This window comes from Nodularia spumigena CCY9414 (genome assembly GCF_000340565.2).
Taxonomy (GTDB): domain Bacteria; phylum Cyanobacteriota; class Cyanobacteriia; order Cyanobacteriales; family Nostocaceae; genus Nodularia; species Nodularia spumigena.
This window is the reverse complement of sequence record NZ_CP007203.1, coordinates 4691275-4704783: the sequence shown is the minus strand read 5'-3', so window position 1 is coordinate 4704783 and position 13509 is coordinate 4691275. Positions and strand designations below refer to the sequence as shown.

The 13509-nt window shown below is 38.8% G+C and carries 12 protein-coding genes and 1 tRNA gene; 5 read left to right on the top strand and 8 right to left on the bottom strand.

What is annotated here, in order from left to right:
* Window positions 1-57: 57 nt before the first annotated feature.
* The 4 genes from NSP_RS20495 to NSP_RS20480 form a co-directional block, all read right to left on the bottom strand.
* The gene (locus NSP_RS20495) at window positions 58-897 is read right to left on the bottom strand and encodes an alpha/beta fold hydrolase (protein WP_006195215.1); all 840 of its coding nucleotides are present in this window, start codon (window positions 895-897) and stop codon (window positions 58-60) included.
* Window positions 898-910: 13 nt separating this feature from the next.
* Window positions 911-2200, bottom strand: coding sequence for an ABC exporter membrane fusion protein (locus NSP_RS20490; protein ID WP_006195217.1), 1290 nt, complete (start codon window positions 2198-2200; stop codon window positions 911-913).
* Between the two features lie 89 nt (window positions 2201-2289).
* The gene (locus NSP_RS20485; RefSeq protein ID WP_006195218.1) at window positions 2290-2862 is read right to left on the bottom strand and encodes a TetR/AcrR family transcriptional regulator; all 573 of its coding nucleotides are present in this window, start codon (window positions 2860-2862) and stop codon (window positions 2290-2292) included.
* Between the two features lie 357 nt (window positions 2863-3219).
* Complete coding sequence (locus NSP_RS20480) at window positions 3220-4428, bottom strand: bifunctional sterol desaturase/short chain dehydrogenase (RefSeq protein ID WP_006195219.1); 1209 nt, start codon at window positions 4426-4428, stop codon at window positions 3220-3222.
* 256 nt (window positions 4429-4684) lie between these two features.
* Between NSP_RS20480 and NSP_RS20475 the strand changes: the two genes are divergently transcribed.
* Window positions 4685-4891 carry a hypothetical protein gene (locus NSP_RS20475; RefSeq protein WP_231859498.1) on the top strand — a complete coding sequence of 69 codons (207 nt, stop codon included), beginning with the start codon at window positions 4685-4687 and terminating at the stop codon, window positions 4889-4891.
* Window positions 4892-4994: 103 nt separating this feature from the next.
* Complete coding sequence (locus NSP_RS20470; RefSeq protein ID WP_006195221.1) at window positions 4995-5933, top strand: DNA adenine methylase; 939 nt, start codon at window positions 4995-4997, stop codon at window positions 5931-5933.
* 9 nt (window positions 5934-5942) lie between these two features.
* Here NSP_RS20470 and NSP_RS20465 read toward each other — a convergent pair whose 3' ends face one another.
* Window positions 5943-6815, bottom strand: coding sequence for a hypothetical protein (locus tag NSP_RS20465; protein ID WP_006195222.1), 873 nt, complete (start codon window positions 6813-6815; stop codon window positions 5943-5945).
* Between the two features lie 11 nt (window positions 6816-6826).
* Window positions 6827-7039 (bottom strand): helix-turn-helix domain-containing protein, encoded by a 213-nt coding sequence (locus tag NSP_RS24555; protein ID WP_044482855.1) that lies wholly within the window; start codon window positions 7037-7039, stop codon window positions 6827-6829.
* A 610-nt stretch (window positions 7040-7649) separates the two neighbouring features.
* Here NSP_RS24555 and NSP_RS20455 point away from each other — a divergent pair.
* The gene (locus tag NSP_RS20455; RefSeq protein WP_231859497.1) at window positions 7650-8825 is read left to right on the top strand and encodes a site-specific integrase; all 1176 of its coding nucleotides are present in this window, start codon (window positions 7650-7652) and stop codon (window positions 8823-8825) included.
* Window positions 8826-10068: 1243 nt separating this feature from the next.
* On the opposite strand, the gene NSP_RS20450 is transcribed toward NSP_RS20455, so the two are convergent.
* Window positions 10069-10140 (bottom strand) — tRNA-Cys (locus NSP_RS20450).
* A gap of 407 nt (window positions 10141-10547) precedes the next feature.
* Here NSP_RS20450 and cpdA point away from each other — a divergent pair.
* Window positions 10548-11345 carry a 3',5'-cyclic-AMP phosphodiesterase gene (cpdA, locus tag NSP_RS20445; protein WP_006198967.1) on the top strand — a complete coding sequence of 266 codons (798 nt, stop codon included), beginning with the start codon at window positions 10548-10550 and terminating at the stop codon, window positions 11343-11345.
* Window positions 11346-11350: 5 nt separating this feature from the next.
* Here cpdA and NSP_RS20440 read toward each other — a convergent pair whose 3' ends face one another.
* Entirely contained in the window at window positions 11351-11941 is a 591-nt protein-coding gene (locus tag NSP_RS20440) for a chromophore lyase CpcT/CpeT (RefSeq protein WP_006198968.1), read from the bottom strand.
* 260 nt (window positions 11942-12201) lie between these two features.
* Between NSP_RS20440 and NSP_RS20435 the strand changes: the two genes are divergently transcribed.
* Window positions 12202-13437, top strand: coding sequence for a tetratricopeptide repeat protein (locus tag NSP_RS20435; protein ID WP_173403358.1), 1236 nt, complete (start codon window positions 12202-12204; stop codon window positions 13435-13437).
* Window positions 13438-13509: the final 72 nt, after the last annotated feature.

The window sequence follows — 13509 nt, the reverse complement described above, 5'->3', positions numbered from 1 at the left end:
CATATCTAAATCTGCGTTTATCTGCCTTTAATTATCTCCATAAATCCATATCCCAAATCAATCAGCCAAAAATCCTAAAACTATATAATTGAATTCCTGGGGATATTCAATTTGGGGATAATGACCACAAGAATCGAAAATGTGTAACCGATTATTGGGTAAACCTTCAGCTGCAATATAAGCATGAGAAACAGGTAAGATACGGTCTTGTTTACCCCAAATAATTAGTGCTGGCGTTGTAATAGTAGCCAGTTGGTTGACTATTGCCGAAAAAACTGAACGCCGCACACCCAATAAGTTCAAATTTGTCCGTGCTAATTTGGTAATTGCTTTGTGTCTGTGAGGAAGAGCAAAAATTGGATAACGAATTTCAATCCACTCTTGAGGAATTAGTGTCGCGTTATAAAACAATACTTTTAACATTGACATTAACTTCCGGCGGTTAGGACGTAAAAAACGCAAAACCAAGGGTAAAATAGTTAAACGAAGTGCCAATCTAACTTCTCGACCCAGCCCAAAACTGCCTACAAGTACTAATTTGTCTACTTGCTGTGGGAACATCAAAGCAAATTGTATCGCAGCACCGCCTCCCATTGAGTTTCCCACTAGGGAGGCACGTTCAATGCTTAAGGTGTCCATGAAATCTTTGATAAATTCCGCTAGGTAGGTTAATGAATAAGAAGCTGATGGTTTATCAGAACGACCAGAACCCACCATGTCAACAGCATATACACGGTAATGCTGCGCTAAAACATTAATGTTATACAACCAGAATTCTATAGAATCCCCAGCACCGTGAAACAAAAGAATAGTTTTTCCTTTGTTTCCTAATGTCCAGTAACGAGTATTGATTTCACCGACTTTGATGTATTGATCTGGTGGTATATCTGTTAGCATGATAGCCTCTTTATTAAAAATTAATTGCTGTTTGGACTTGCAAGTTAGTCAAACCTGCTACTTTTTTACTATCGTCAGGATGCAGACGAATTTTTACATCAATTACCCGACTATCTAAGTTTTCTCCTGGTTGGTTGCTAAAAACATTTTGTCTATTTACTTGTAAACCAATGTGGGAAACTGTTCCGCGCAATTCACCAGGAAATGCTTGACTGGTAATTACTGCTGATTGTCCCAGCTTAACTTTACTAATATCAGTTTGATATACTTGTGCAACTGCAATCATTTGTTCAGTTTGCGCCAAGTCGGCAATTCCCGCTTCACTAATTTTTTCTCCAACTCGTGTGTGAATTTTGAGAATTTGTCCGGCTATTGGTGCTATAATGGAAGTAGACTCTAAATTAATTTGCATTTGTTTGAGTGTGGCGATCGCATTCTCAACTTCACTCTTAGCTGCTGCAATATCTACGGGACGAATTTCAGCAATACTGTTGAGTGTGGCTTTGGCTTCACTAATTTGTTTATTCCCAGTGGCGTTAATTCGAGTCAGGGTAACTTGAGCTTGGGCTAATTCTATACTAGCAGTAGAATTAATTTGATTTAGAACTGCTTGGGCTTGTGAAAGTTGCTGTTTTGCAGTGTCGAAACTCAAGCGCTTACTATCAAATAAAGAAAGAGAAATTGCACCTTGAGAAGATAGTTGCTGATAACGTTCATATTCAGCTTGAGCATTATTCAGTTGTGCTGAGAGCTTGTTAATTGTCGCCTCTTGTGCTAATCTTTCACCTAAAGACTGTGCTTCTATACGAGCGATCGCTTCTTGTTGAGCTATTTTATCGCCTTGTAACTGAGCCTGTAAGCGTTGAATAATTGCTTGCTGTGCCTGAATTTCGCCAGTTTTTGCTCCTGCTTCAACTTGAGCCAGTTTAGCTTTAGCCACTTGCACTTGTTTTTCTGCTTGAAGTACAGCCGTTTGTAGGCGAGTGCGTGAGTCTAAAATTGCCACCACCTGACCAGATTTGACTGTATCGCCCTCTTGGACTAAAATCTGAGCAATGCGATCGCCATCCAAATCCAAAGGTGCAGACAGACTAATTACCTCTGTTTCTGGTTCTAATCTTCCTAAAGCCGAGATTTTTGGTGTAACTGGCGGAGTTTCTTCAAGTTGAGATGAAGCAGATTGACTAATTAAACCAGACTGAGAAATTCCATAAAAAGCAATTCCACCTGTAATCACCGTAGCAGCTACTACTAATACAATTAACCTTTGATTGGGAACTTTAAACAACACATTTTGAGTCATTTCTACCTCACTACACACACTATTTTTTGGAGATATTTAGGCACAAATAATTAAAGTTAAATTTTTGTCTGATTTAGGGGTTAGCTATGTTATGATTTTTCTTCTAAATAGCTGGTGAGCATTTTACCTAATAAGGCAAATTGTTCAACAAAATCAATTGTTTGATCACCCCAGAGTTTTGCTAAAATCAACCCATCGATAAAGCTCAAAACAAAGGAAGCTAAGACTGGATCTTGAATTCCTAAAAAATCACAAACTGCTTGCTGATACCTTTCCTTTACACGTTGAAATACAGGACTTTTCTCTATGGTTTCTTTGTCGTGATGCTGATAAAAATCAACCAAGATATAAGTTTGATTAATACAGTAATCTTGATTTTTAACTAAGTACTTCCCCATTGCGGTCATTGTTTCAGAAAGTGTTTGCACTCCTTTCATTTCCGCCAATGCTGAACTGATATCTTGAAAACTTATCTCCTCAACTAATTGCTCAAACAAAGCCTGTTTGCTAGGAAAATAATGATATACTGTACCAGTAGAAACATTTAAACTTTCAGCGATTTGTCTCATGGTGAGCGCACCGTAACCTTTTTCGGCAAATAAATCAAAGCACTTGCTCAGAAGTTCTTTACGGTATTGCTCATGGTCAACTATTTTTGGCATATTTTTTATATCGAACAATCGATATTTTTAATATATCAGAGATATGGTGGGAATACCAGATAATTTCCCAAATCAAATATACTGATTTCTCCCTAACCCTCTGCTACAAGAAACCACTGTGTACATACAAGTGATCGAATTACTACCAGTCCTCGAATTACCCCACCCTAACCCTCCCCTTGTAAAGGGGAGGGAACTAGATTTTCCGGTTTCCCCCCTTTGCAAGGGGGGATTAAGGGGGGTAAATTCAGTATCTGTGCTTGATTACCAAGATGTGTGTACACTGTAGCCGACAAGGAGAGGGAAAAGGAAAAATTTTTGTTAGGTGTCGGTGAATTTTTAAACCCCCTCTAAAGCCTAATTTTTAGCTGTTTTACTAAAAATGCGGTAATACAGCCATGTACTAGCTTCCTTTATCGGAAAGAACACATAAGTCAGAGGATTTATGGTGACAATAATATTGCGGTAATCTCGTCGTGCTAAAAACAAAATACCACGAGCTACTTGCTTTGCTGACATCACCCCATAAGGGTTGAGTTGACTTTTAAAAGGTCCGAGAATTAATTTGCGAATTACACAATTTCCGTCCAACCGCTTCAGGGTGACAAGATTTCCTAATGTGCGTTTACTCAGTTCATAAAGGGGACTTAAAGCCGGGGAAACCTCAGCTTCAGAAGTATTTACCCAAATTTCTTTGGTGGCTTTGGCTTGTGGTCCGGTGACAGTTGTTAAAAATATATCCATCAACCGCAATGCTGAGAAAGTATTCACCTCATAGGAAGATGCGATCGCTTGCGGTGTGCGGCTATTATAGACATTGATACCATGATTAATAATCAAAATATCGATTTTCTCTAAACTGTCTTTCAGTTGAGCCTCATTTCCTAACTCCCAGGAAAGCACTTTAAAATTAGTCTGCGGTGCTAATTTTTCGGGGTTAGTAGTTAAGGCTACCACTTTAGCATTATGCTTGAGCAGTTCTGCCGCCAATGCTTGACCGAGAGAACCTGACGCGCCAGTTAAACCGACGGTTTTACCTTTGAGTGATAAACCGGTACCAAGTATTTTATCCACGAGAGGAAATACACCACTATAGTAAGCATTGACATCATCAAAATGATGTCGCCAATGGTAAGTGCGATTTACCCACCACACAGAGGGAATTATCTGTAAAGGACCGGGTAAGTGATTGTAATCTGTATCGATTTTACCGGAGATATATCGCACAGATGCACCATATAAGAAGGTACAGCCATAAATTACTCCCAGCCATAACCCCATTTGCTGAACAACTAAAGCCATGATGGTTAAAGCCGCAACCAGTAAAATGGACTCAAACACATCGTGATAAAGCTGAGAATCTTGGTAAGCTTGCACAGAGACTATGGATAAATCCCGACGATATACCTGATGATGCTTATTGTGCCATTTAGCGAGCCATTTGACCTGGTGACACAAAACATGATAAACGTCTCTTAAAACTTCAGCCAGCAGCAGCGAAAAGACTCCCCAAGCAGCAAACGGCAAACCAGTATTGACCAACACCCCATTAATCTGACTGAACATTGTCATATTTTCCTGCACACCGCTTATCTTAATCTTTCTTCATATTGTGACAGAATAGATTAATCTGAGGTTACACAGCAAACTAAAAACCTTGTAGTCAGGACTGAAGTCCTCTCCTATGGCGCACAGAGCAAGGGAAAATATGGATTTGTTTCGCGCATTCGCCGTTAGGCGTTCCCGAAGGGTAGGCGCAAAGGCGCAAAGAAGAAAGCAAAGTTTTTTTATTTGCGGTAGTATAAGGTTATGAATATTACTCTTGAGCCAGAAATACAGCAATTTATTCAAGCACAGCTTGCAAGTGGGAAATTCCCTAGTGCATCAAGAACAGCAAATTGATGAATTACGCCAAAAAATTGCTGTAGGAACTGAAGAAATGGCTAAAGGTCAAGTAACTGATGGCGAAGTTGTTTTTGCTAGATTTAAAGAAATAATTCGTAAAATTGCTGAAGAGTCTGAAAAGTGAGTAGTTATTCATTTTCAGATGAAGCAATTGAATATTTAGAATAAAAAATTTATGCAACCTGATATAAAATAAATCATGGCTGATAATAGCTTTATAGCAAACAATGTCAAAGCAAAATAAAAAAATAACCAATTCCCCTTTTCGTTATCCAGGTGGGAAGTTTTATGCTCGTAAACTTATTCTAAAATGTATCCCTGAACATGATAAATATTGCGAACCTTTTGCAGGGGGTTCATCTATATTTTTTGCAAAAAATAATGTGAAATTTAATATTTTAAATGATAAAGATGAAGAATTAGTTAATTGTTATATTCAGATTAGGGACAATGTAAATAAGCTTATATTGCTGTTAGAAGGTATCCCTGCTAAGAAAGAGTTACATTCCTACTATAAAAATGAATTTAAGCCTTCTAATGATTTAGAAAGAGCAATGCGCTGGTTTTATTTAAATAGAACTTCTTATTCGGGGATAATGAAACATCAAAATTGTTATTGGGGATATGGTGATAAGTATTCTATGAGGCCTGAAAATTGGGCATTTCATCTAAGAACAACCTCAGAAAGATTACAAAATATAGAAGTATATAATTTGGATTTTGAAATTTTAATAAATCAACTCCCCAATGGTTATTTTTTATTTATAGATCCTCCCTATTTTAACGCTGACCAAAATAAATTTTATACTTGTTATTTTACTCAAGAAGATCATGAAAGGCTTTGCCAATTGTTAAAAAAACACCAGCATAGGTTTCAATTTTTGATTACTTATGATAATAGTCCTGAAATTAGAGAAATGTACAATTGGTGCGTCTCGAAACAGGATAGAGAATGGAACTATACTATTAGCCGTACAGATGATCAAAAAAATGGCCGCAAACTTGAAAATGGTTATCAAAGTGGAAGATATAAAGGAAAAGAAATATTTATTGCTAATTATGATGTTGAATCAATAATTGGAGTAGAACCACTTCAATTTAATAAACCAAAATACCAAAGTACTAATTGTGTTCAGATGAATCTATTTGATGTTGCTAAGATATAGTTTTTATTTTTAATCAAGTAAAGACTCTATATTATCCATAGAAACCCAAGGATCTAAAGGTTGTCCCGTAAAATTATCAAAATAGATTTTTGGATAGTTGGGGATAAAAGAACAATTTAAATCCTTGCATTTTTGACGCGTACATTTTACCTGATTTATTTGATTAGCTGCTAGATGTTTACTTTTAGCAACGTACATTTTTGAAAAAGCATCATTTTGATTACTTATACCAAGCTTTTCTAAAAACAATTGAGCCTCTGGGGGTGGAAACCAATAAAATAAACCATCCGTGTCAGTTTGAAAAAAAGCATTGGCAATAGATGTTATAACTAAGTCAAAGTCTTTGGCAATATATTGATCATTATGAACCATTAGTGCTTCAAAAGGTATTCCTGTTAATTTAGACCTTTGTAAAGCTGCATTTTCCCCTAAAGTTCTGGATCTCATACATTTAACTTCTATATATGGGTTCTTACCTCTATTTAATCTAAAACTACCTTTTTTAGCTAATTTACATTCAACTGAATATTTTTTACCATTTGATTGGTTAATAATAGATACATCTATATCATTTAAACCTGTTTGAGCATTTAATCGAGGATTAGTTACATAATATTTCTCTGATAAAATAGTTGAAACATAGTCTTTAGCGGTAAACTCAAAAGATTTACCGCGAATCATAGGAATTACTTTGGGATCATTAAGAATAGCTTTTAGATGTTTTATATTTAAATTATATCGAAGACAAAATATTTCAAAATTTTCAATCCAATTTATATCTAAGTCATTTTTTGAAAAAAATTCTTCTATATGATGTATCCAATTAGTATAAGATTTATCATCTTTAAAATTATTTTGAAACTTATCTTTATTCGATTTCATTTTATTCCAATTTAATTAATATCCATTGTTTGAAAAAGTTCAGACAGACTAATATCTAATGCTTTGCATAAAGAAGTTATACATACAAGAGAAGGATTTCTTTTCCCACGCTCTAGAAGGCTTATATAAGTCCTGTCTAAATTAGCTAATTCGGCAAGTTTCTCCTGAGATAAACCTTTCTTTTTTCGAGCATTTCGTAAACATTGGCCAAATTGAGCAAGAATTTTTTTTCCATATTCAGATTTAAATGCAAAATGTGACTATTGGTCTACGGACTGACAGTCACATACAAAAGGTGAAGTCACCAATGCCAATAAATAGACTGTGCATGGAACGTAATGGATACTGCTGGCGAAATATAACTTAATACTTCCAATCCTAGTTATTTCCTAGATTGGTTTTCTTTGCGTCAACCCACGGATGTAACGAATGTTCCAAAGGTATTGATTTTGCTGTATTTGAGTCAGTACAAGGTTTTGCTCCTACCGATTTTTAGACAGATGGTGAAGAATCTATAATTATCAATGATGATGTCAAAAAATACTTACCCTGCGGCTAATGAGTTGACGAGCTTCTGAAAACACGCCCTTTCACTCCCAAAAAAAGGGCTTGAAAGCCCTGTAATTCTTATATTTCCTTAAAGGCGACACCCGGATTTGAACCGGGGGATGGAGGTTTTGCAGAGCTACAGCTACCGTTTTTACTAGCCAAAAGCCTTGCCTAGCCTAGAAATCTTTTCTGAGTCCTTGACTTTGAGTCCTGGATTGATTACTCTAAAGTAGAGCAAAGGTTAAGAGGACTCAGGTAGAGATGGGCGCACAGAAAAAACCCAAGATGGCAGTGAATATTGATGATAAAGAAGGCAAGCTGAGGTTAAGGCTTCCCAGGTCAGTAGCAGGTGGTAAGCAGGTTTATATCTATTCGGGTTTAGATGCCACTGAGATTAATGTTAAGCGTGTCTCAGGTGTGGCTAACTGGATTGAGGAAGATATACTCACAGAACAGCTAGATCCGACCTTAGCCAAATATAAGGAAAAGTTAGCCAGTTTTAAGAATAGGCATCTAGTCGTAGTAGAGCCGAGAAAGCCTGTAGAGCCTAGATTTAACCTGCTAACACTGTGGGATAGGTACACTGAATACATGAAACCACAGTTGGCTGAGACTACCTACATCAAGGATTATTCTAGGAAGTATAGGAACCACATCAAGTCACTGCCAAGCCACAGCCTAGATGATTCTGTGGCGATCAGGGATTATCTGTTAGCTAACTTGACCACTAATGCAGCTAAGAGAGTTTTAACCTACTTAAGCGCCTGTGTTGGCTGGGCTGTCAAGTCTGGGCTGGTTAAGGATAACCCATTTATGCAGATGTCCGCAGATATCAAGTTACCCAAGTCTGATGATGACGCTATTGATCCATTTAGTAAGTCTGAGATGGATGCGATTATCGGGGCATTTGAAGCCAATAAGCCACATTATGCACCATTTATCAAGTTTCTATTTTGGACTGGATGCCGGACTGGGGAGGCAATCGCTCTACAGTGGAAGCATATCGCACCGGATTACTCAGTTATAACTTTCAGTGATAGTTACGATGGGGCGACAAAGGTCAGAAAATGCACTAAGACGGGTAAAAGCCGTCGATTCCCTTGCAATAACAGGCTTAAGGAACTCTTGAGAGAGTTAAGGAAAGCTAATCAGTCGCCCGATGACTCGGTATTTACCAGCCCCAATGGTGGGATGATCAGTAATACCCGATTCTCTCAGCAGGTATGGCAAGGTGGCAAACAGGGAACTAAGACGTATACAGGGATTATGCCTGCCTTGGTTGCATCGGGGGCTGTGGAGCGTTATAGATGCCTGTACAACACCAGACATACATTCATCACTCTGATGCTTGGCGAAGGTTTGACCGTCTCGACTGTGGCTAAGTTGGTGGGGAATAGTCCGGCTATTATTCTCAAGCATTATGCTGGCAATGTTGCGCCTCTAGAACTGCCTGAGTTGTAGGTACAAACATATAGGCAAATGATTTCGATGCCCTTCTAGGCGATTCTGGAGGGGCATATTTTATAGGGGTTTGGTACACGTAATACGGAAAACGTGTAATAGCCGCCTCAAACCCTTGCTGTGCATAGAGGTGGCTGGGGTGGCTAAGTAAGTTGTGGGTTTATCAGGCTACTTCGTTATGTAAAAAAAAAGATTCAGAGGGTACATAGAGAGAAAAGAATGCTGAGGGCTTGGGTAGCCTAGCATACCAATATCTGTACAAAAAGATTCTGAGGGGACACTGTACAGCAAGTAACCTCCTGATGTGCCTTGGCAATCTAGGGTATTTTGATATGCTTAACACAACTAGGCTATCAATGCTTGCAAGTCTTACAGGGTAACAGCTTCAGCATCTAGGGTAAACTCATAACCTAGATTTACCTTAAATGCCATAGCGCTTCTGTACACCTTAAGCATTATAGGCGACTAAGACATCAGTGTAGATAAAATAATGGTCAGCTATCAGAACTTGTCCATTAGTCCAACTGATATAAACATTACCACTAAAGAAATCCAAAAAACATAAGTGGCAAAAGGAATAGGGCTGATAATAGATCCTATTAGGCAGAGAAATGCAAAACAACCAATAGCGTTTAAAAAACCCTTCATATCTCTCCCGTGTAATGTTTATTCCTTTTGGATCTTAAATGTAAAAAAAAGAAAAGACAAGAACTACAAAATGCAAGTATGAGTGACATCGAGGGAAGAACAGTTCTATCTGAAATGCTCAGGAATCTTGTTGTCCTATACCCAGGCAGCAAGTAACAGCATGATGATAACTGAGGAATCTGGAGAGAACTAGGTTAACCTGGGGCAACTGGAAGAGACTGAAACCAAAGTTACGGAAAGCTAGAAAAACACCCAATAAGGTTTAAGCGATTCTGGCTGAGTATGGGTTTATTTAAATAACATCAGCAGAACTCCCTGAGTTTACCAAGCGGTATGATTCTCAGGGAGTGGGTAGGGAGCCGATGGATAGTGATCGAGCTACCTGGATTATTAAGTAATAGTTAAGAAATCAAGAATAACATTTTAGCCCTGGTTAGCGCCGGGGCTTTTTCTTTGTCTATTCTACCATAGTCAGGCAGGATAGACAACCACTAGGCAGCAAGTAACCACCTGGGGATTCTTTTTGAGTCCTGGATTGAGTCCTGGATTGTGGGTTTCAAGAGAATCTAGGGAAATAAAATCGCTGAAACCCTGAAGGCGACAGGCGGATTTGAACCGCCGCATAAAGGTTTTGCAGACCTCTGCCTTACCACTTGGCTATGTCGCCGCACTTACGATTACTTATAATAGCATATTTTATCTAAATTTACACCCTACGTCTGAGGAAATTTTGCCGCACCTCAGCGAATTTAGTGGTTAATGGCATTTTAACATCCGAGGAGATGGCAGCGCTAAATGAAGATTTGTGGGGATAGTGTGAGGAATTGATGAATTTTTGCCCCAGATGGGTGACGTAAAATACAAAAAAAAATACAATTTCACTCTTAAGATAGATGAAAATTCGGAGATTTAAAGAAATTGGATGTTTATTTATGCTTTTTAGCTCTATGATGACTGGGGAGTCAATCCCAAATCTAAAATCTAAAATCTAAAATCTAAAATTGTTTGACTTTGGTCAGCTACTTTTACGGAAAAGAATCAGATGTTAAGTTGCACATATAGCAAACAGTGAAAATGAATCAAGTATCTCCTATATCAATTGCTCAGATCACAGATACACATCTGTTTGCTTCGGAAAATCATAAAATGCTGGGAATGCCTACTATACAGTCTTTCCAGGCTGTTGTAGATAGATTGAAGGAGCTAAAATCTGAGGTTGATTTACTACTGCTAACGGGAGATTTGTCTGGTGATGGTAATCCTCAATCTTATGATAATCTCCAAACTCTCCTGAATCCACTACAAATACCTGCTTACTGGTTACCTGGAAATCATGACTGCGCGATCGCAATGGAAGATATCCTAAATATGGGGATGGTTTCCCGACGCAAGTCTTTTGTGCGTGGTGGCTGGAATTTTATCTTACTTGATTCTTCGGTTCCTGGTTGTTTACATGGTCATCTTTCGGGTAAAACTCTCGATTGGCTGGACTCTGAATTAAAATTTTTGGGTAATTATCCGACTTTAGTCGCTCTACATCATCCGCCTTTTCCCGTAAATTCTGCGTGGTTAGATAGCACGACTCTGAAAAATCCCCAAGAATTTTTTGCTGTTCTCGATCGCCATCCCCAAGTTAAATTAGTTTTATTTGGTCATATTCATCAGGAATTTCAACGCCAGCGTCACCAAGTGGAATACCTCAGCACTCCTTCAACTGGACTTCAGTTTCGCTCAAAAAGTCCCACTTTGATTATTGATTCTAAATATCCGGGATTTCGCTTATTGAAACTATACCCCAATGGGATGTGGGAAACTTCGGTGGAACGAGTTCCTTATTTTCACCCATTGGAGTTAGCGGCTAAAGTATCCTAAATTATCTATACTTCTGTCAGAGTTATCACTTCATCAGCAAAACTGTGGCGACGCACAAAGTGAAATGGTCCAGCGACAGAACCCCAAATATGTTCATTGGTTTCTAAATCACGTCCTCTGTCAAGGCTGATAAATCTTTCTTCGCTAATCTCAAATTCACTATCTAAATAGGTTTTTTGTCCTTTCCGAAACACGATACAACCTTTACCAGGTTCCACTTTACCTTTGAAGCTGTTACCAGCCCACTCTACAGTCATGTTACATCCTGGTAGCTTTTCTAAGCGATCGCCTGTTAAAGTTTTCAGGCGTTCCAGGTTACGAGATGCACCATAAAAGTTTTCTTCTTGCTTCACAGTATAGTTGACAATTTCAATGCGATTCCCTGCATTCACCAATTGCAAAACCCGCACCCGATAAGGATCATTCAGCATATAATCATAAGCTTGTTCCACAAACAAACTGATTCCTGATAACACCTCTACAGGTAGAGGACGCATACACACGCGAATATGAGCAAAAAAAGGTGGGTTTTCAAAAGCTTGTGCTTGATTACTAAAATCAGCCGCCATCCAGCGAGCTAAGGTTGTAATATCCATAGAATGATTACATTGAAATTTATTCTGTATATTGTAAAGCTTGGGAGTGGGGAGTAGGGAGAAGAGGAAAATGGGCAGGAGGCAGAGATAAATGCATTTTGTTTCAAATTCCCCCTTGCTCCCTGCTCCCTGCTCCCCTGCTTCTTCTGGGGAGTGGGGAGAATTATCTATTTTTGGTGCGTCACAGAAGTTGACAGTTAAAATCTTGGGGTATGGTGATCATACCCTATGCTCTATTCCCAATTTTAGGTAAAGTACCCATGCTCAGGCGTTTATGTATTATTCTTAGTGTCGGTATCCTTTGTCAGCTTAACAGTTCGTTAGCGCTAGCAGAGAGTAAAAAGCCCAAACAGGCGGATAAATTTCCTCGTAATCCGCTAGAAATTACCACACCTGATCCACTTTTACCGCCTAGAATTGATCAGCAGCAGTTAACTCTCCCAGAATTGCAAAACTTGCAGAGGGCGTTGGATGAGTTGAATCAGGAAGCTAGAGCCAAATTTAAAGCAGGTGAGCAGGAAGCAGCGTTTGCGATTTGGAACCGGGAAGTACGCTTACGGCGCTATTTGGGTTCATTGGCTCAAGTGGAAGCATTATCGCGTTTTGGTGCGATCGCCTGGAATGAAAATGCTGGGGAGCAGGTAAGATATATTACAGAACGATTGCAAACTATTCAAAAGCAAGCACAAAAGCAAGCACAAAAACAAAAGACTGTTGATTTAGAATTAATGCGATCGCTTGGTGAAGCATATCAAAAAGTGCGATCGCCTAAACTGGCTTTAGAAGTTTATCAGCAAATTTTAGCAGCAGTCCAAGAAAAACAAGATGCCGCAGCCATATTGCAAACGCTGAAAACAATGGGCGAACTGCATTTGAGTTGGTTTGATTACCCTCAAGCAGCCGCCACCTATGAGAAATTATTGAATTTAACTGCTACCCAGAGCGATAGCACTAATGAGTTAGCATACCTGCAAGAGCTACGTTATATATACCAGCAGACAAAACAAGCCCAACCAGCAGTAGACGTGCTGAAAAGACTCGCAGAAATTTACCAACAGGAAAATAATCTGGCTAAAATACCAGAATTGAAACTAGCCATTGGTGCTAATTATGAATCCCTAGCACAGGAAAATTCCAGTTTACTCACACAAGCATTTAATAACTATCAAGAAGCTTATATGATGGCTGTGCGATCGCGCCAGTATGTTCGCGCTGGTGAAGCTTTACAAAAGTTAATTTCCCTATATCGAACCCAAGGACAAATCGATGAAGCTTTGCAAACTAGCCAACTTCTCATGGAGACACAACAGCAAGCCGTCAATTATTATGGCATGATGCAAGCTTACGACCAAATTGGGCAATTGTATCTAGAACGCCAAGAATATCCCCAAGCACTCACAGCCTTTCAAAAAGGATTAGAACTTGCTCAACAACTCCAACATCAAGAAACATACTTCACTCAGCAAATTGAGAAAGCCTCACCACCTAAACTTTAGCGCTTCCCCAATTTGTCATGATTTCAGCCCAGCTAATGGGGTAGATATTTACAGCAGTTTGTAAGTGAGTTT